This is a genomic window from Tepidimonas thermarum, assembly GCF_007556705.1.
GTDB lineage: Bacteria > Pseudomonadota > Gammaproteobacteria > Burkholderiales > Burkholderiaceae_C > Tepidimonas > Tepidimonas thermarum.
On record NZ_VJOL01000005.1, the window covers coordinates 1 to 19,178 of the forward strand.

Below are 19,178 nucleotides of genomic sequence, written 5' to 3' on the forward strand. Positions count from 1 at the left end.
GCAAAGACGACGACAGCGGCACGCCGCCTGGGCGCAACCCCGAGGTGGACTTCAAAGGGCAGGCGCGCTGCAACGACACCCACGTCAGCACCACCGACGCCGATGCCCGGCTTTACAAGAAAGCCCCAGGGGACAAGTCCCGTCTGTGCCACATGGGCCACATCCTCATGGAAAACCGCAACGGCCTGATCGTGGATGTCGAGATCACCCACGCCAGCGGCACCGCCGAGCGCGAGGCGGCGCTGGTGATGCTGGGACGCCGGAGCAACACAAACAAGCGGATCACCGTCGCAGCCGACAAGGGCTACGACACCAAGGACTTCATCGCGGGTTGCCGCAAGATCAAGGTCACGCCGCACGTGGCGGCCAAGGACAAGCACTCTGCCATCGATGGCCGCACCAAACGGCACGAGGGCTACAAGACCAGTCTGAAGGTGCGCAAGCGCATCGAAGAGGCCTTTGGCTGGATCAAGACGGTGGGCGGTTTGGCCAAGACCAAGCTCATTGGCCACGCCAAGCTCGCGGGCCAGGCGCTGCTGTGCTTTGCCACCTACAACTTGGGTAGCGCATGGGCTCCATGGGCGGCTGGTGGGATGCGCATCATGCGTGAGTGCTGGGGTACGTGCGCCCAAAATGGGCAAAACGGCCTGCAAACCGGCCGAAATGCACGTCGCAATCGCTGCGCAGCCACGTCTGGGCGGCTCGTTTCTTCGAAAGCAGCGTCACTGGTGCGTTCGAAGGGTATTTTTTCAACGGCCTGTTAGGCGTTGTGGCGCAGGCGATCTAGGGTGGCGCTGGCCAGTAGGCGGTTGTTGGGGAAGGCCTGATCCCACTCTGGGAAGTCCAGGTTGCTCGTGACGATGGTTGAGGCCTCAGCGCCGCTGCGCCGGCACCTGACGCTGTGGCTCAAGCAGTGGTTGCGCCGCACGCGGCGCAGGGGTAGGATAGGCGAGGAATTGGATCAATACGCGGACTGGCTGGAGCCGACGATGAAGCTGCACGAAAAGCTTGACCTGTGGTACGAGCAGGCCTTGAGTGAGGGTATGGAGTAGGGCCAACACCAAGGCCTGGCCAAGGCAGTGGCCCTGCAGGCGCGGCTGCGATTTGGTGAGCTGCCGGCCTGGGCGCACGAGCGGCTGGCCAACGCCAGCGACGCTGAGCTCGAGGCCTGGCTGGGGGCGATGCTCAGCGCTGGCTCGCTCGAAGAGCTCTTGAATCGTTAGTCCCAACAACTTCCTTCCTTCCTTCCTTCCTTCCTTCCTTGCTTGTGCGTGCCACCGCTGCGCCGGTGGCTTTTTTTGTTGGGTTGCCAAGAAGAAAGAGGTGTGCTGGTGAAAAAATCCTATTGATCCGGCACGATGAAGTTTTCGTGCCGCGTACGTGACGATGGGGTCCTGGAAATAGCTGGGGACGCGATCGGGATTGGCGGCGATGCATGGCACGTGCTCGTTGGCTGCGGCACGCAACCTGGCCTTGGTTCGCACGGGTACCTTCGAGCCGATCGCCTGCTTGAGGTCGGCATTGAGCCGCTCGTCGGGGTTGAGTTCGGGGCTGTCGCTGGGCAGGTAGAAGACCTCGATGTCGGCCTTGTGGTGGGCCAGCCAGGCCTTGACGGGCCGGCCGTGGTGTACGCCCAGGTTGTCCAAGATCAGGAACACCTTCTTGCGCCGGCGCTGACCGTCGCGCACCAGGGCCTGCAAGAACTCAAGGAGCCTGTCGTGGTTGAACGCGCCGTCGATGATCATCCAGCTGACACGGCCCCGATTCGTGACAGTGCAGATCATGGAGAGCTTCTCTCGCGTGCCACCGACAGCCATCGTCACCGGCGTCTTGCCGCGCGGCAGACCTCCTCGATCAGTATTCCGCCTTCGGCCTGCAGCAGCAAGCCAATGGCCTGTTCCTCGGTGAATCTGGTCTTCCTCATGTCCGTCATTCTCCTGGTGGTTGACGGACTTCTCGAACTTCAGGCTGGTATGGCTGGCGGGCGGCAGGTCACCGCAGCCTTTCCAAGGGCCCATGCCGGTCCTCCAGGGCAGAGCCCATTGGAGGCGATGAGCCCCCGCTGCGCGTGTCCCCATGGTCGTCGGTGTGCGCCGACGTATCATGCTGCCCAGTATGAACATCATCATCTTTGGCGCCGGCCGGGTGGGCGAGAGCGTGGCCGAGAGCTTGGTGTCCGAGCAAAACGACATCACGGTGATCGACCAGGACCCGGCGCGGGTGCGCGTGCTGGAGGAGCGCCTGGACCTGCGTGGCGTGGTGGGCAATGGCATACAGCCCTCGGTGCTGGCCGAAGCCGGCGCCAAGGACGCTGACATGCTGATTGCCTGCGCCGCATTGGACGAATCCAATCTGGTCGTGTGCAAGCTGGCACACGATGTGTTTCAGGTGCCCACGACGATCGCGCGGCTGCGCTCGCCGGAGTTCGAAGAGGGCAGTGCGCTGCTGGGCAAAAGCGGCTTTGCGGTGGACCATGTGATCTGCCCGGAAGAGTCGGTGATGCGCTACATCCACCAGCTCATCGACTATCCCGAGGCGCTGCAGGTGCTGGCGTTTGCCGAGGGGCGGGTGTGCCTGATCGCGGTGCGGGCGACGGCCGGCAGCGCCCTGGTGGGACACACGATAGGCGAGTTTCGGCAGCTGCTGCCCAAGGTGGAGATGCGGGTGGTGGCGCTGTACCGGCAGGATGCCGAGCTCGATCCCGCGGCCGGCACGCGCATCCTGCCCGGGGACGAGGTGTTCATTTTGGCGGGCAACGACCAGATCCGGCAGGTATTGGCCGCGCTGCATGCGCGCGACAAGCCGGTGCAGCGGGTGATGATCGCCGGTGGCGGCAAGGTGGGGCTGCGGCTGGCGCGCTCGCTGGTGGGCCAGTGCCAGGTCAAGGTGCTGGAAGCCAGCGCCAAGCGCTGCGAATATTTGGCCAGCCAACTGCCGTCCAGCACCCTGGTGCTGCACGGCGACTGCACCGACGAGGAGCTGCTGTCCGACGAAAACGTCGCCGACATGGACCTGTTTTTGGCCCTGACGAGCGACGACGAGGACAACATCATGGCGGCGATGCTGGCCAAGCGGCTAGGGGCGCGGCGCGTGCTGGCGCTCATCAACCGCCGCGCGTATGCCGAGATGTTGCAGGGCAGCACGATCGACATTGCCGTGTCGCCCGCGCAGACCGTCATTGGCGAGCTGCTGGCCCACGTGCGGCGTGGTGACGTGGTGGCGGTGCACAGCCTGCGTCGCGGCGCGGCCGAGGCGCTGGAGGGTGTGGCGCGCGGCGACGCCAAGACCTCGCGCCTGGTGGGGCGGCGGGTGGAGGAGGTCAAGCTGCCGCAGGGGGCGCGCTTTGGCGCCATCGTGCGCGGGCAAGGGCGTGACGCCGAGGTGCTGATGCCCCACCACGACACACTGATCCAGGCCGACGATCACGTGGTGATCTTCATCCCCAACAAGCGTCTGGTGCGCGAGGTGGAAAAGCTGTTCCAGGTCGGGGCGACGTTTTTCGGCTGACGGCCGGCACACGCGCGCGATCGATGGCCGCCCCGCATTGAAGGCAAAAGTGTCATGCCGTATTTCGGTCCCGTTCTGTATGTTTTTTCGCACGTGCTGATGGCATTTGCGCTGGCGTTTGCCGTGCCGATGGGATGGGCCTGGTTCCACGACGATGTGACGCACGAGCTGCAGTGGGCCATCTGCGCTGCCTTGACGCTGGCCAGCGGTGTGGTGCTGTGGCTGCTCACGCGGCGCCAGCGGGGCGAGCTGGCCACGCGCGATGGTTTTTTGCTGGTCAATCTGGTGTGGCTGGTGCTGCCCGCTTACGCGGCCGTGCCGCTGTATTGGATGGTGCCGGGCATCACGTGGCACCACGCGTATTTCGAGGCGATGAGCGCGCTGACCGCCACCGGTGCCACGGCCCTGTCGGGTCTGGACGCGCTGCCGGTATCGGTCAATGTCTGGCGCTGCTTCTTGCAATATGTGGGCGGCCTGGGGGTGATGCTGTTGGTGGTGGCGGTGCTGCCCATGCTGGGCTTGGGCGGCATGCAGCTCTACAAGGCCGAAACCCCCGGCCCGATGAAGGACCAAAAGCTCACGCCCCGCATCGCCGAGACCGCGCGCGGGCTGTGGACGGTGTATTTTGGGTTTTCGGTGGCGTGTTTGCTGGCGTACCGCTGGGCCGGCATGGGGTGGGCCGATGCGTTCATGCACATGTGCTCGACCATGGGGCTGGCGGGTTTTTCGTCGCACGACGCGAGTTTGGGCTACTTCCAGTCGCCGGCGGTGGAGTGGGTGGCGGTGGTGTTCATGGCCCTGGCGGGCATCAGCTTTTTGCGCTACTTCATGGTGGTGCGCGGGCTGACCCTGCGCCCGCTGTGGTCGGATCGCGAGATCCGCACCTACGCGGCGGTGCTGCTGGCGGCCGTGGCGTGGGTGGCGGGGATGTTGGCGGTGGAGGGGGTCTACGCCGACTTTCCGACCGCGCTGCGGCACGCGGCCTTTCATGTGCTGTCGCTGGCCACCACCACGGGCTACGCCACCACCGATTATTTGCAGTGGCCGCCGTTCATCCCGGTGTTTTTGCTGTTTTTGGGGATGTTCGTCTCCTGCGCCGGCTCCACGGGGGGCGGCATCAAGATGGTGCGCATGGTGCTGCTGATCAAGCAGGCCCGGCGCGAGCTGGTGCGCATTCTGCACCCCCACGTCGTCAACCCGGTGACGCTGGGCGGCCAGGCGGTGCCGCCGGCGGTGATGAACGGGGTGTTGGGCTTTATGCTGATCTACGGCGCGGCCACCGTCGGGCTGGCGTTTTTGCTGCTGTTGTCGGGGCTGGATGTGGTGACGGCGTTTTCGGCGGTGGTGGCCACGGTCAACAACATTGGCCCCGGTCTGGGCGAGGTGGGGCCGGCGGGCAACTACGGGGGGTTGACGCCCTTCCAACTCGGGGTGCTGAGCTTTGCCATGCTGCTGGGCCGGCTGGAGCTGCTGAGCGTGTTGGTGCTGTTTACGCGCGCGTTTTGGCGTCGCTAAGGCCCACCCGCTGCCGCCGCAGGGGCGGGCGCGGCCTGCGGCGGCAAGGGGCGTGGTTGGGGACGGGTCAGGCCGTGGCCGCCGTGGCGCAGACCTGCTCGGCGGTCATGGCATCCCAGCATTTGAGGGCTTCGGCCGCGTACATCAGGGCCGGGCCGCCGCCCATGTAGGTGCAAATCGTCAGCAGCTCCTCCAGCTCTTGGCGCGTGCCGCCCAGCTTGATGAGCGCGCGCACGTGGTAGCCGATGCAGCCCGAGCAGCGCTGCGTGATGCCGATGGCCAGCGCGATCAGTTCCTTGTGCTTGGCGCTGATGGCGCCGTCGGCCATCGAGGCTTGCGCCAGTTGGGAAAAGCCGCGCATGGCCTCGGGCTGGGCTTTGCGCAGTTGGTTGAGCTGGGCGCTGATGTCGCAAATCAGGTCGTTGTGGTCGACGATGGGCATGGCGGGCTCCTGCAAGCAGATGACGAAAGGCATTAGGATACCCACATGGGTATCATCCGGCGTTGACCGGGATCAAGACCGGTGATCGTCGGTGGGGCCCGGTTCGGCACCGCGGTGCCGGGTGCGCCAGACGGCCGGGCTCATGCCGGTCCAGGCGCGAAACGCGCGCAAAAAGCTTTTGTCGTGGCCAAAGCCAGCGGCGGCGGCGACGCGTTTGATGGGCCAGTTGGTGCGCAGCAGGTGCTGCTCGGCCAGCTCGCGGCGCACGCGGTCGCGCAGCGCGTGCACGCTGGTGCCGGCCGTCGCCAGCTGGCGCTGCAGCGTGCGTGGCGAGACGTGCAGCAGCGCGGCCAGTTGGCGGGTGTCGGCGTGGGGGTGGGCGCGCAGCGTCTGGCGGGCGCGCTCGAGCAACAAGCGGTCGTGGTAGGGGCGCACCATCAGCCGGATGGCCTGCGGCAGCATGGCGCGCAGCGCCGCCTCGTCGCGCCGCAGCGGCTCGTCCAGCACGTCGGCGGCCAGCCGTGCCTGCGTGTGCGTGGCGCCAAAGCGCAGGCGCGCACCGGCAAACAGCAGCCCATACACGTCGGCGTGCGGCGGGGCGGGCCAGGCCAGATCCAGCTCCAGCAGCGGCAGCCGGGCATCGATCCACCAAGCCGCCAGCCCCAGCGCGTTGCGCAGCAGCGACACGTGGGCAAATTCGCGCAGTGTGGCGCGTTCGGCAACGTCGGCCAGCGCCGCGCCCGGGGCCAGCCGCTCGTGCAGCGTCAGGTGCGCGACGCCGCCGGTACGCTGCAGCGACAGCGTGATGTCGTCGGTGAGCAACGCGTGGTGGCGGCACCAGCGCTTGAGCGCGACGTCCAGCGTTGGCGCGCTCAGCGACGCGCGTGCCAGCATGCCGTAGCTGCCCCAGGGCAGGCGGCGGCTGAACCAACCCAGGGCTTCGTCGTCGAGCTCGCGCATGGCGCGCAGGGCCAGGCGCTCGAAAGGCAGGCTGGTCAGCCGGGCATCGGGGTCGGCCAGGTCGGCCGCGTTCAAGCCAAGCTCGCGCAGCGCCTCGGTGGGGTCGGCGCCGCGCAGGCGGTAAGCCAGCGCGATGGCGCGCACGAACGCCATCGGGGTGGCGGCCACGGGCGGACGGCGCGCGGCGCGGCGTTGCGCGGTTGGTGACATGGTTGGCGCATTATGCAACCTGGGGTTGGGGCTTTCGCCCTGGCGTCCACGCGGGCGCGCGGTCACAATCGGCGCACCATGAGCGTGTTGACCACCCAACTCAATCCCCGTTCGGCCGATTTCCAGGCCAATGCCGCTGCCATGCGAGCGTTGGTGGAGGACCTGCACGCCCGCATCGCCCAGGTGGCGCAGGGCGGCGGCGAGGCGGCCCGTGCCAAACACACCGCGCGCGGCAAGCTGCTGCCACGCGAGCGCGTCGAGATGCTGCTCGACCCCGGCACGCCCTTCCTGGAGATCGCGCCGCTGGCGGCGCTGGACATGTACGGCAACGAGGCGCCGTGCGCGGGCTTGATCGCCGGCGTCGGGCGCGTCGCGGGCGTGGAGTGCGTCATCGTCTGCAACGACGCCACCGTCAAGGGCGGCACCTACTACCCCATGACGGTGAAAAAGCACCTGCGCGCACAGGAGATCGCGCAGCAAAACGGCCTGCCGTGCATCTACCTGGTGGACTCGGGGGGCGCCAACCTGCCCAACCAGGACGAGGTGTTTCCGGACCGCGACCACTTTGGCCGCATTTTCTACAACCAGGCCAACATGAGCGCGCAGGGCATCGCGCAGATCGCGGTGGTCATGGGATCGTGCACCGCCGGCGGCGCCTACGTGCCGGCGATGAGCGACGAGGCCATCATCGTCAGGAACCAGGGCACCATCTTTCTAGGTGGGCCGCCACTGGTGAAGGCGGCCACTGGCGAGGTGGTCAGCGCCGAAGACCTGGGCGGCGGCGACGTGCACACGCGCCTGTCGGGCGTGGCCGATCATCTGGCCGAAAACGACCTGCACGCGCTGAGCCTGGCGCGCGAGGCGGTGGCGCGGCTCAACCGCCGCAAAGACTGGCCGGTGGAGCGCCGTGCGCCGCGCGCGCCGCTGTACCCGGCCGAGGAGCTCTACGGCATCATCCCGACCGATACGCGCAAGCCCTTCGACGTGCGCGAGGTGATCGCCCGCATCGTCGACGGCTCGGCGTTCCACGAATTCAAGGCCCGCTATGGCACCACGCTGGTGTGCGGCTTTGCCCACATCGAGGGCATGCCGGTGGGCATCGTCGCCAACAACGGCATTTTGTTTGCCGAAAGCGCCGACAAGGGCGCGCACTTCATCGAGCTGTGCTGCCAGCGCAAGGTGCCGCTGGTGTTTTTGCAAAACATCACCGGCTTCATGGTCGGGCGCAAGTACGAAAACGGTGGCATCGCCCGCGCCGGTGCCAAGATGGTGACCGCGGTGGCCTGCGCCCAGGTGCCCAAGTTCACCGTCATCATTGGCGGCTCGTTTGGCGCCGGCAACTATGGCATGTGTGGCCGGGCGTATTCGCCGCGCTTTTTGTGGATGTGGCCCAACGCGCGCATCAGCGTCATGGGGGGCGAGCAGGCCGCCAGCGTGCTGGCCACGGTCAAGCGCGATGGCATCGAGGCCAAAGGCGGCACCTGGAGCGCCGAGGAGGAGGAGGCCTTCAAGGCCCCCATCCGCGCCCAGTACGAGCGCCAGGGCCACCCCTACTACGCCACCGCGCGGCTGTGGGACGACGGGGTGATCGACCCGGCCGACACGCGGCGCGTGCTGGCGCTGGGGCTGTCGGCGGCGATGAATGCGCCGATTGCCGACACGCGCTTTGGCGTGTTCCGCATGTGAGGGGGCGACCATGGCGAACCTGACCATCGACGTGAGCGGCCACCGCGCCACCGTCACGCTCACGCGCGCCGAGCTGCGCAACGCCTTCAACGACGAGGTGATCGCCGAGCTGACCGCGGCCTTTCGCGCGCTGGGGGCACGCGACGATGTGCGCGCCATCGTGCTGGCGGCCGAGGGGCCGGCGTTTTGCGCCGGGGCGGATCTGAACTGGATGCGCCGCATGGCCGACTACAGCCGTGCAGAGAACCTGGCCGATGCCGGCCGGCTGGCGACCATGTTGCGCACGATTTTCGAATGCCCCAAGCCCACCGTGGCGCGCGTGCAGGGGGACGTGTACGCGGGCGGCATGGGCCTGGTGGCGGTCTGCGACATCGCGGTGGCGGTGCCCACGGCGGGCTTTTGCCTCAGCGAGGTCAAGCTGGGCCTGATCCCGGCCACCATCGGCCCCTACGTGGTGCGGGCGATGGGCGCGCGCGCTGCGCACCGCTACTTCCTGACCGCCGAGCGCTTTGACGCCGCCGAGGCGTTGCGCATCGGCTTCGTGCACGAGGTGGTGCCGGCCGAGGCGTTGGATGCGCGGGTCGATGCGCTGGTGCAGGCGCTGTGCGCCAACGGCCCGCAGGCGCTGCGCGCGTGCAAGCGACTGCTGCACGACGTGGCTGATGCGCCGTTGGACGATGCGCTGGTGACGCGTACCGTCGAAGCCATTGCCGACATTCGCGCCAGCGCCGAAGGGCGCGAGGGCGTCCAGTCCTTCCTGCACAAGCGCAAGCCCCAATGGCTGGCGTGATGGAGTAGCCCCCATGTTTGCGAAGATTCTCATTGCCAACCGCGGCGAGATCGCCTGCCGCGTGGCCGCCACGGCGCGCCGCCTGGGCATACGCACCGTGGCCGTGTATTCCGAGGCCGATGCGCAGGCGCGCCATGTGAGCGCCTGTGATGAGGCGGTGTGCATCGGCGGCGCGGCGCCCCAAGACAGCTACCTGCGCTGGGAGCGCATCCTGGAGGCGGCGCGCGCCACCGGTGCGCAAGCCATCCACCCCGGCTACGGTTTTTTGAGCGAGAACGAGGGCTTTGCCCAGGCGTGCGCAGACGCCGGGCTGGTGTTCATCGGCCCGCCGCCTGCCGCCATCGCCGCCATGGGCCTGAAGGCAGAGTCCAAGCGCCTGATGGAGGCAGCCGGCGTCCCCCTGGTGCCGGGCTACCACGGCGCGGATCAGGACGCGCGCCTGCTCAAGGCCGAGGCCGAGCGCATTGGCTACCCCGTCCTGATCAAGGCCAGCGCCGGCGGTGGCGGCAAGGGCATGCGGCGGGTGGACGCGCCCGAGGCCTTCGACGACGCCCTGGCCTCGTGCCAGCGCGAGGCGCTCAACAGCTTTGGCGACGCGGCGGTGCTCATCGAAAAATACGTGCAGCGCCCGCGCCACATCGAAATCCAGGTGTTTGCCGATGCGCACGGCAACGTGGTGTACCTGTTCGAGCGCGATTGCTCGGTGCAGCGTCGCCACCAGAAGGTGCTGGAGGAGGCGCCCGCGCCTGGCATGCCGCCGCAGCTGCGCGAGCGTATGGGCCTGGCGGCGGTGGCTGCCGCGCGCGCCGTCGGCTACGTCGGCGCGGGGACGGTGGAGTTCATCGTCGAGCAGCCGCAAGGCTACGACCACCCGGAGGCGATGCGCTTTTACTTCATGGAGATGAACACGCGGCTGCAGGTCGAGCACCCGGTGACCGAGGCCATCACCGGGCTGGACCTGGTCGAGTGGCAGTTGCGCGTGGCGGCTGGCGAGCGGCTGCCACTGGCGCAGCACGAGCTGCGCCTGCAGGGCCACGCGATCGAAGCGCGCATTTGCGCCGAAAACCCGGACAACCACTTTTTGCCCGCCACCGGCACGCTGGCGGCCTACCGCAAGCCGGCCTGCAGCGCCTTTGCCGTGGCGGACGTGCGCATCGACGACGGCGTGGCCGAGGGCGACACCATCAGCCCGCACTACGACTCGATGATCGCCAAGCTGATCGTGCGCGGTGATACGCGCGAGCAGGCGCTGGCCCGGCTGGATCAGGCGCTGGCGCAGCTGCACATCGTCGGGGTGGCCAACAACGTGGCCTTTCTGCGCCAGGTGGTGCGCAGCGAGTCGTTTGCGCGCGCACGGCTGGATACCGCGCTCATCGAACGCGAGGCGGCCGTGTTGTTCCACCCACAGCCGGTGCCCTTGCCAGCTGCGGTGGCGATCGCCGTGGCCCACACCTTGCATAGCGAGGCGTGCAGCGCCGCTGCCGTGGCCGCGCACGACCCGTGGGACGCCCGCGACGGCTTTGCCAGCCACGGCGAGCGCAGCCGGCGCTTCGCCTTCCTGTGGGGCGACGACACCGTGCCCGCACGCCTGACGTGGCGCCGCGACGGCACGCACTGGCTGGTGGTGGGGGAGGGCGACGCCGCCGTGGCCGGGGCCCTGCGCTGGCGCGCGTCCCCGGGCGGGGGCTGGGCGCTGGGCGTGTCGTTTGCCGGCGCAGACTGGCGCACCAGCGTCTACGCGCAAGGCGAGCGTCTGCACCTGTTCACGCCGCAGGGGTCGGCCGCCATCGTCGAGGTGGACCTGCTGGCCCATGCGGGGGACACCGCGGCCGAGGGCGGGAGCCTGACCGCCCCCATGCCGGGCAAGGTGGTCGCGGTGCTGGTGCAGCCGGGCGACGCGGTGAAGAAGGGCCAGCCGCTGGCCGTGTTGGAGGCGATGAAGATGGAGCACACCATCGCCGCGCCGGCCGACGGCACGGTGGCCGAGGTGCTGTATGCGCCCGGTGAGCAGGTGCCCGAGGGCGCGGCGCTGTTGCGCCTGGGCGCCGAGTAAAGCGCGGGACGGCGCAGCCGCCGCGGCTGCGCTAGGCTGTGGCGCATGCACGTCACCTTTTGTTGCACCGACACCAAGGCCGAGCCGTGGCTGGCCGGCCTGCGCGCCGCGCTGCCCGGCGCCACCGTCAGCGCATGGACGCCGGGGGCGCCCCCGGCGGACTATGCGGTCGTCTGGGCGCCGCCGCAGCGCTTCCTCGACGAGCAGCCGCGCCTGCGCGCCCTGTTCAACATCGGGGCTGGCGTGGACGCGCTGCTGCGCCTGCGGCTGCCCCCGGGCCTGCGGGTGGTGCGGCTGGACGACGCCGGCATGGCCGTGCAGATGGCCGAGTACGTGTGCCATGCCGTCATCCGCCACTTCCGCGCGTTGGACGCCTACGACGCCGCCCAACGCGAGGCGCGCTGGGCCTTTCGCAAACCGCAGCGGCGCGCCGACTTCACCGTCGGCCTGTTGGGTATGGGGGTGCTCGGCACGCGCGTGGCCCAGGCGCTGCAGGTGTTCGAATTTCCGGTCATCGGCTACAGCCGCAGCCCCAAGGCCGCGCCCGGCGTGACCAGCTTCCACGGCGAAGCGGGGCTGGCCCCGTTCCTGGCGCGCAGCCGCGTGCTGGTCAACCTGTTGCCGCTGACGCCGCAGACGCACGGGATCCTCAACCGCCACACCCTGGGCCGCCTGCCGTCAGGGGCCTACGTGATCAACGTGGCGCGCGGCGCCCATCTGGTCGAGGAGGACCTGCTTGCGCTGCTCGACAGCGGCCATTTGAGTGGCGCCACGCTCGACGTCTTTGCCACCGAGCCGCTGCCAGCTGACCACCCGTTTTGGCACCATCCGCGCATCACCGTCACGCCCCACACCGCCGCGCGCACCTTGCGCGAGGAAAGCATCGCCCAGATCGCCGGCAAAATCCAGGCGCTGGAGCGCGGCGAGCCGATTCGCGGCGTCGTTGACCCCGCGCGGGGATATTGAGGGCACATCCATGACACGCAAGAGGATTCGACCATGAGCACCGCGCACTACCCCGCCCGCGTTCGGCTGGTGGACGTCAGCCCGCGCGATGGGCTGCAAAACGAACCGCAGCCCGTGCCTGCGGCGGTCAAGATCGAACTGGTGCACCGGCTGCAGGCGGCGGGGCTCCAAGAAATCGAAGTGACGAGCTACGTCAGCCCCAAGTGGGTGCCGCAGATGGCCGACAACCACGAGGTGATGCAAGGCATCACGCGCCGGCCGGGCGTGCGCTATGCGGTGCTCACCCCCAACCTCAAGGGCTTCGAGGCGGCGTTGCAGGACCGGCCCGATGAGATCGTGGTCTTTGGTGCGGCCAGCGAGGCGTTCAGCCAGAAAAACATCAACTGCAGCATTGCCGAGAGCATCGAGCGCTTTGCGCCGGTGGTGGAAGCCGCACGCCAGGCCGGCATCGCCGTGCGCGGCGCCATGAGCTGCACCGTGGGCTGCCCGTACGAAGGCGACGTGCCGCCCGAGCGCGTGGGCATGCTGGCCCGGTTGATGAAGGACATCGGCGTGCAACGCGTGGACGTGGCCGACACCATCGGCGTGGGCACGCCGCTGAAGGTGCAGCGCGCCATCGAGGCCACGCTGGCGCATTTCGATATCGACCACATCAGCGGTCATTTCCACGACACCTACGGCCAGGCGCTGGCCAACACGCTGGCGGCGCTGCAGATGGGGGTGTGGAACTTTCAGTCCTCGGTCGCGGGGCTGGGCGGCTGCCCCTATGCCAAAGGGGCCACGGGCAACGTGGCGACCGAAGACGTGGTGTACCTGCTGCACGGCCTGGGGATCGACACCGGCATCGATCTGGAGGCGCTGGCCGACACCGGTGCCTGGATCAGCGAGCGGCTGGGGCGTCCAACCGGCTCGCGCGCCGGGCGCGCGCTGCTGGCGCGCCGCGCGGCCGCGATGGGGGGGTGCTAGGGTGTGCGGCGCCGCAGTCAAACCCTTGCCCGCGGGCGTGCAGCGCGTGGCGGCCGCCCTGCAAGCGCTGGGCGCCCGGCACGCGCCGGTGCTGCTGGACGATGCGGCGCGCACCGCCCAGCAGGCGGCTGACGCGCTGGGCGTGGCGCTGGGCCAGATCGCCAAAAGCATCATCTTTCGCCGCCTGCCGGACGACGCGGCGGTGCTCGTCGTCACCAGTGGCGACCGGCGGGTGGACGAGGCCAAGGTGGCGGCGTTGGTCTGTGCGCCGGGCCAGTCACTCGGGCGGGCGGACGCCGCCTTCGTCAAGGCAGCCACCGGATTTTCGATCGGTGGCGTCGCGCCGCTGGCGCACGCGCGGCCGCCGGTCACGCTCATCGACGCCGAGCTGTTTCGCTTTGACGTCATCTGGGCGGCGGCAGGCCACCCGCACGCGGTTTTTGCGCTGACCCCGACCGAGCTGCGGGCATGGACCGGCGCGCCCGCGGCCGACGTGACCGCGCGCTAGCATCGCGCCATGACCGCCAAGCCCTCCGAGCGCCGGCGCGTGGCGCTGGCCGACGCCCTGGCCCGCCGCCCTGCCGGTGCGCCCGTGCCCTCGCCCTGCGTGGGGGTGTGCCGCATCGACGCGGCCACCGGCTGGTGTGCCGGCTGCTGGCGCACCCTGGATGAGATCGCGGCCTGGGGCGCGAGCGACGACGCCACCCGCCTGCGCATTTGGCAGGCGGTCGAGGCACGGCAGGCTGGCACGCCGCCCTGAACCTCGCCCGGGCTGGCCATGGCGCCGAACATGATCTATAGTGCATGTCGATCGCCCCGTGACAGCAGACCTCCGGGGCTGGGAAGGAGTGATCGGTGAATTTACCTGCATTGGCTGCACCGCCGCTGGCGCCCAAGGGGCGGGCGACGCCCAAGGGACGGGTGCCCTCGGACGCCGCCCGTCAGGCCGTGGCCCATTGGTGCGAGGGGCTCGAACCCCGTCGCGATCTGCTCATCGAGCACCTGCACCGGCTGCAGGACGGGGTGGGCGGCTTGTCGCGCGACCATCTGGCAGCGCTGGCCGAACGCCTGCGTCTGAGCCAGGCCGAGGTGTACGAGGTCGCCACGTTCTACCACCACTTTCGCGTGCTCGACGATGGCCAGGCGCCGCCGCGGGTGACGGTGCGCGTGTGCACCAGCCTGCCATGCGCGCTGGCGGGCGGCGATGCGTTGCTGGCGCGGCTGCGCACCGCGCTGGCTGGGGATGCGCAGGTGGCGGTGCAAGCCGCCCCGTGCCAGGGTCAGTGCCACCGGGCGCCTGCGGTTTGCGTCGGGCAGCGACAACTTGCCCCCGCGTCGAGCGAGGCGGTCCAGGCATGTGTGCGGGCGGGCGACACCGCGCCGCGCCCCGTGCCGGCCAGCGCCGCCCCGGCGCGCGCCCAGGACTACGCGCAGCTCGAACGCCTGCTCAGCGGTGCGCCGCGCCCCATCGACGTGCTGCGCGAGCTCGAAGCCAGTGGCCTGCGCGGCCTGGGCGGCGCGGGTTTTCCGGCGTGGCGCAAATGGGCGACGGTGGCGGGGCAGCCCGGCCCCCGCCATGGCGTGGTCAACATCGACGAGGGCGAAGTCGGCACCTTCAAGGATTGGCACCTGCTCGCGCACGACCCGCGCCCGGCGCTGGAGGGCATGCTGATCGCGGCCGCAGTGGTCGGTCTGGAGCGTGTGTGGCTGTACGTGCGCGACGAGTACCACGACGTGCGCGTGCTGCTGGCGCGTGAGCTGGAGGACCTGCGCGCGCGCCTGGCCGCGTGGCAGCAGCGCTACCCGGCCGCCTTTGGCGATGTGACCGCGCGTACGTCAGGCGGCGGCCCCTTGCTGCCGCCGGGCGGCCCGGTCATCGAGCTGCGGCGTGGCGCGGGCGCCTACATCTGCGGCGAGGAGTCGGCCCTGATCGAGTCGCTGGAGGGGCGGCGCGGCATGCCCCGCCTGCGGCCCCCGATCACCGCCGTGCGTGGGGTGTTCGGCCGCCCCACGCTGGCGCACAACGTGGAGACGCTGTGGTGGCTGCCCACCCTGTTGCGCGACGGCGGGGCGGCCTGGGCCGCGGCGGGCGTGCGCGGCCGCAGCGGCTGGCGGCACTACAGCGTCAGCGGCCGCGTGCGCCAGCCCGGGTGTTACCGGTTGCCGGCGGGCAGCACCCTCAACGAGTTGATCGCCGCCGCCGGCGGCATGGCCGACGGGCATCGGCTCTATGCCTATTTGCCTGGGGGTGCCTCAGGGGGTATCCTGCCCGCGGCGCTGGCCGATGTGCCGCTGGACTTCGACACCCTGGCCGATTACGGCGCGTTTGTCGGCTCGATGGCGGTGGTCGTGCTCTCCGAGGCCGACCGTGCGCGGGACGCCGCACTGTCGCTGATGCGCTTCTTCGAACACGAGTCCTGCGGGCAGTGCACCCCCTGCCGGGCGGGCACGACGCAGGCGGTGGCGTTGTTGCAGGCCCCGGTGTGGGACCGCGCGCGTTTGGACGACCTTTCGCACACCCTGCGCGACGCCTCCATCTGCGGCCTGGGGCAGGCCGCGCCCAACCCGGTCGACAGCGTGCTGCGCTTCTTTCCCCACGAGGTGACGCCATGACCGCACCCGCTGCCGTGCCGACCCAGGAGGTATCGTTCACGCTCGACGGGCGGGTGGTGAGCGCCCATGCCGGCGAGACGATTTGGGACGTGGCGCGCCGCCTGGGCATCGAACTGCCCCACCTGTGCCACCGGCCCGGGCTGCCGCCGGCGGGCAATTGCCGCGCGTGTGTGGTGGAAGTGGCGGGCGAGCGCACCCTGGCGGCCGCCTGCTGCCGCGCGCCCCAGCCCGGCATGCAGGTGCGCACCGACAGCGCGCGCGCGCAGCGTGCGCGGCGCACGGTGCTGGAGCTGCTGGCCGCCGACGCCCCCGACAGCGCCGCCCTGCGCGCCGACAGCGAGCTGACGCGCTGGACCCAGGTGGTGGGGGCACGGCCGGGGCGCTGGCAGGCGCGCGGCGCCGCGCAGGCAGCGGCCGTGCCCGATGCCAGCCACCCCGCCTTCACCGTACGGCTGGACGCCTGCATCCAGTGCACACGCTGCGTGCGCGCCTGCCGCGACGTGCAGGGCAACGACGTGCTGGGCCTGGCCGGCCGGGGCGCGCACGCACGCATCGTGTTCGATCAGGGCGATCGCGTGGCCGACAGCACCTGCGTGGCCTGCGGCGAGTGCGTGCAGGCCTGCCCAACCGGGGCGCTGGCCCCCGCCAACGGTGCCTACACGCGCCGCGCCGACCGCGTGGTGCGCTCGGTGTGCCCGTTTTGTGGCGTGGGCTGCGCGGTGGACCTGCACGTGCGCGACGGCCGTCTGGACCGCGTCGAGGGTGCGCCGGGGCCCGCCAACGCGGGTCGCCTGTGTGTCAAAGGGCGCTTCGGCATGGACTATGTCCACCATCCGCAGCGCCTGACCACGCCGCTGATCCGCCGCCCCGATGCGCCCAAGGACCCGGCGCTGCTCACGCGCGGGCCGGGTGGGCGGCCCGATCCGCACGCGCTGCGCGCGCAGTTTCGCCCCGCCAGTTGGGACGAGGCGCTCGATGTGGCCGCCGCCGGTCTGGCGCGCGTGCGCGATGCGGCGCGCTCGCTCGGATTGCGCGGACGCGCGGTCCCGGTGGCGGGCTTTGGCTCGGCCAAGGGCAGCAACGAGGAAGCGTACCTGTTCCAAAAGCTCATCCGCAGCGCCTTTGGCACCCACAACGTGGACCACTGCACGCGCCTGTGCCACGCCTCCAGCGTGGCGGCGCTGATGGAGGGCATCGGCTCTGGCGCCGTCAGCAACCCGGTGCGCGATTGCGCGCACGCCGACCTCATCGTCGTGATGGGTGCCAACCCGGTGCAAAACCACCCGGTGGCGGCCACCTGGATCAAAAACGCGGTGCGCCGTGGCGCGCGCCTGGTGCTGATCGACCCCCGGCGCACCGAGCTGTCGCGCCACGCGTGGCGCACGCTGACCTTTACCCCGGGCAGCGACGTCGCGCTGCTCAACGCCATGCTGCACGTGATCGTGACCGAAGGGCTGGTCAACGAGGCGTTCGTTGCCGCGCGCGTGCACGCTGGCGACGTGCAGGCGCTGCGCGCGCACCTGCAGGCCTTTGCGCCCGAGGCCATGGCGCCCCTGTGTGGCATCGACGCCGCGACCATCCGCGAGGTGGCGCGCGCCTACGCCACGTCGCCGGCGGCCATGATCTTTTGGGGCATGGGCGTGGCCCAGCACAGCCACGGCACCGACAACGTGCGCGCCCTGATCGCGCTGGCGTTGCTGACGGGCCACATCGGCCGCCCGGGCACCGGGCTGCACCCGTTGCGGGGGCAAAACAACGTGCAGGGTGCCAGCGACGCAGGGTTGATCCCGATGGTGCTGCCGGACTATCGCCGCGTGGCAGACCCGGCCGCGCGCGCCGCTGCCGAGGCCGCGTGGGGGCTGCCCAACGGCTTTTTGCCCGACGAGCCGGGGCTGACCGTGGTGGAAATCCTGGACGCGGCGTACGACGGGCGCATCCGCGCGATGCTGATCCAGGGCGAAAACCCGGCCATGAGCGACCCCGACGCGCACCACGCGCGCGCCGCGCTGGCGCGGCTCGAGCATCTGGTGGTGGCCGACATCTTCCTGACCGAGACCGCCGCGCTGGCCGACGTGGTCCTGCCGGCCACCGCCTGGCCCGAGAAAACCGGCAGCGTCACCAACACCGACCGCACGGTGCAGCTGGGCCGCCCAGCCCTGGCCCCGCCTGGCGACGCCCGTGCCGATGCCTGGATCTTGGAGCAGCTGGCGCGCCGCCTGGGGCTGGACTGGGACTACGGCATCGACCCCCACGGTGGTGGGGGCGCGCCCGACAACGGCATCGGCCGCGTATTCGACGAAATGCGCAGCCTCATGCCGGCGCTGGCAGGACTGTCGTGGGAGCGGCTGCTGCGCGTGGGCGCGATCACCCACCCGGTGCCCACCGCCGACGACCCCGGCCACCCCATCGTCTTCACCGACCGCTTTCCCACCCCGGATGGCCGTGCCCGGTTGGTGCCGGCGTGCCTGGGGGCGCCGGCCGAGCCGCCGGATGCGCACTACCCCTTTGTGCTCATCACCGGCCGCCAGCTCGAGCATTGGCACACCGGCGCCATGACGCGGCGCAGCGCGGTGCTGGATGCGCTGGAGCCCACGCCCCACGTCAGCCTGCACCCGGCCACGCTGGCGCGCTTGGGGCTTGCGCCAGGTGCGCCGGTGCGCTTGCGCAGCCGGCGCGGCGAGGTGAGCGTGGCCACACGCGTGGACGAGGCGGTGCCGCCGGATGTGGCCTTTTTGCCGTTTGCTTATGTGGAGGCCGCGGCCAACGTGCTGACCATCGCGGCGCTCGATCCGGTGGCCAAGATTGCCGAGGTCAAGTACTGCGCGGTCGCCATCGAGCCCGTGACCAGCCCGGCCCTGGCTTGATCCAGCGCAAATCCCAGGGGCGGCCCGGGGGCGTGCGCGCGGCGCCACCTGGGCTAAGATGCGCCCACCGACACCTCGCAGGAGACCGACCGATGTTCCAGAAAATCCTCGTTCCCGTCGACGGCTCGCAGCTCTCCCACGCCGCCGGCGTGTTCGCCGCCGACCTGGCCAAGCAGCACGGCGCCCAGATCGTGGGCGTGTACGTGATCGACCCGTTCCCGTATATTGGCATCGGCGACGCCTCGGCCGTGGGGCTGCAGGCCTATCTGGCCGAGGCGCAGGCCGCGGCGGGCAAGGCGTTGGACGACCTGCGCCAGGTCTGCGTCGAGCGCGGCGTGCCGTTTTCCGGGGACACCATCGAGCGCAACGTCACCTACGAGGGAATTCTGGAAACCGCCGACGCCGAAGGCTGCGACCTCATTGTCATGGGCTCGCACGGCCGCAAGGGCGTGCAGGCCTTGATCCTGGGCAGCGTGGCGCAAAAGGTGCTCACCCACGCCAAGGTGCCGGTGCTCATCGTCAAGCCCCAGGCCTGACGCCAGGGCGGCGCGCTCGGGCGCCGCATGGGGTCACGGCGGCATGCCTAGAATGATCGGCCTTGCCGTT

The 19,178-nt window shown here is 70.0% G+C and carries 15 protein-coding genes and 2 pseudogenes; 13 read left to right on the plus strand and 4 right to left on the minus strand.

Going from position 1 to position 19,178, the window contains the following annotated elements:
• Positions 1 to 610 (plus strand): annotated as a pseudogene (locus Tther_RS02345) (IS5 family transposase); the annotation flags it as partial.
• A gap of 150 nt (positions 611 to 760) precedes the next feature.
• Here the strand turns inward: Tther_RS02345 and Tther_RS13720 are convergent.
• Together Tther_RS13720 and Tther_RS13410 are read right to left on the minus strand one after the other, a co-directional pair.
• A complete protein-coding gene (locus Tther_RS13720) occupies positions 761 to 928 on the minus strand; it encodes an ATP-binding protein (RefSeq protein ID WP_425472793.1) in 168 nt (55 codons plus the stop codon).
• Positions 929 to 1,370: 442 nt separating this feature from the next.
• A pseudogene (locus Tther_RS13410) lies at positions 1,371 to 1,862 on the minus strand (IS630 family transposase); the annotation flags it as partial.
• A gap of 253 nt (positions 1,863 to 2,115) precedes the next feature.
• On the opposite strand from Tther_RS13410, the gene trkA reads away from it, so the two are divergent.
• Entirely contained in the window at positions 2,116 to 3,507 is a 1,392-nt protein-coding gene (trkA, locus tag Tther_RS02365) for a Trk system potassium transporter TrkA (protein WP_143900502.1), read from the plus strand.
• Positions 3,508 to 3,561: 54 nt separating this feature from the next.
• Entirely contained in the window at positions 3,562 to 5,022 is a 1,461-nt protein-coding gene (locus tag Tther_RS02370; RefSeq protein ID WP_143900504.1) for a TrkH family potassium uptake protein, read from the plus strand.
• Between the two features lie 67 nt (positions 5,023 to 5,089).
• On the opposite strand, the gene Tther_RS02375 is transcribed toward Tther_RS02370, so the two are convergent.
• A complete protein-coding gene (locus Tther_RS02375) occupies positions 5,090 to 5,464 on the minus strand; it encodes a carboxymuconolactone decarboxylase family protein (RefSeq protein WP_143900506.1) in 375 nt (124 codons plus the stop codon).
• A 72-nt stretch (positions 5,465 to 5,536) separates the two neighbouring features.
• Complete coding sequence (locus Tther_RS02380) at positions 5,537 to 6,634, minus strand: AraC family transcriptional regulator (protein WP_143900508.1); 1,098 nt, start codon at positions 6,632 to 6,634, stop codon at positions 5,537 to 5,539.
• 78 nt (positions 6,635 to 6,712) lie between these two features.
• Here Tther_RS02380 and Tther_RS02385 point away from each other — a divergent pair, with 78 nt between their 5' ends.
• The 10 genes from Tther_RS02385 (at position 6,713) to Tther_RS02430 (ending at position 19,108) form a co-directional block, all read left to right on the plus strand.
• Positions 6,713 to 8,320, plus strand: coding sequence for a carboxyl transferase domain-containing protein (locus Tther_RS02385; protein ID WP_143900511.1), 1,608 nt, complete (start codon positions 6,713 to 6,715; stop codon positions 8,318 to 8,320).
• 10 nt (positions 8,321 to 8,330) lie between these two features.
• A complete protein-coding gene (locus Tther_RS02390) occupies positions 8,331 to 9,110 on the plus strand; it encodes an enoyl-CoA hydratase/isomerase family protein (protein ID WP_143900513.1) in 780 nt (259 codons plus the stop codon).
• Between the two features lie 13 nt (positions 9,111 to 9,123).
• Positions 9,124 to 11,163 carry an acetyl/propionyl/methylcrotonyl-CoA carboxylase subunit alpha gene (locus Tther_RS02395; protein WP_143900515.1) on the plus strand — a complete coding sequence of 680 codons (2,040 nt, stop codon included), beginning with the start codon at positions 9,124 to 9,126 and terminating at the stop codon, positions 11,161 to 11,163.
• A 45-nt stretch (positions 11,164 to 11,208) separates the two neighbouring features.
• Positions 11,209 to 12,129, plus strand: coding sequence for a 2-hydroxyacid dehydrogenase (locus Tther_RS02400; RefSeq protein ID WP_143900516.1), 921 nt, complete (start codon positions 11,209 to 11,211; stop codon positions 12,127 to 12,129).
• A 33-nt stretch (positions 12,130 to 12,162) separates the two neighbouring features.
• Positions 12,163 to 13,095 carry a hydroxymethylglutaryl-CoA lyase gene (locus Tther_RS02405; RefSeq protein WP_143900518.1) on the plus strand — a complete coding sequence of 311 codons (933 nt, stop codon included), beginning with the start codon at positions 12,163 to 12,165 and terminating at the stop codon, positions 13,093 to 13,095.
• Position 13,096: 1 nt separating this feature from the next.
• On the plus strand, positions 13,097 to 13,603 hold the full coding sequence (locus Tther_RS02410; protein WP_143900520.1) for a YbaK/EbsC family protein: 507 nt from the start codon (positions 13,097 to 13,099) through the stop codon (positions 13,601 to 13,603).
• A gap of 9 nt (positions 13,604 to 13,612) precedes the next feature.
• Complete coding sequence (locus tag Tther_RS02415; protein WP_143900522.1) at positions 13,613 to 13,855, plus strand: DUF1289 domain-containing protein; 243 nt, start codon at positions 13,613 to 13,615, stop codon at positions 13,853 to 13,855.
• Between the two features lie 95 nt (positions 13,856 to 13,950).
• Positions 13,951 to 15,708: an NADH-ubiquinone oxidoreductase-F iron-sulfur binding region domain-containing protein gene (locus tag Tther_RS02420; protein ID WP_143900524.1), complete on the plus strand. Its 1,758-nt coding sequence runs from the start codon at positions 13,951 to 13,953 to the stop codon at positions 15,706 to 15,708.
• Positions 15,705 to 18,572: a formate dehydrogenase subunit alpha gene (fdhF, locus tag Tther_RS02425; protein ID WP_143900526.1), complete on the plus strand. Its 2,868-nt coding sequence runs from the start codon at positions 15,705 to 15,707 to the stop codon at positions 18,570 to 18,572. The genes Tther_RS02420 and fdhF overlap by 4 nt, the downstream gene beginning before the upstream one ends.
• A gap of 92 nt (positions 18,573 to 18,664) precedes the next feature.
• A complete protein-coding gene (locus tag Tther_RS02430; RefSeq protein ID WP_143900528.1) occupies positions 18,665 to 19,108 on the plus strand; it encodes a universal stress protein in 444 nt (147 codons plus the stop codon).
• The last annotated feature ends 70 nt before the right edge of the window (positions 19,109 to 19,178 follow it).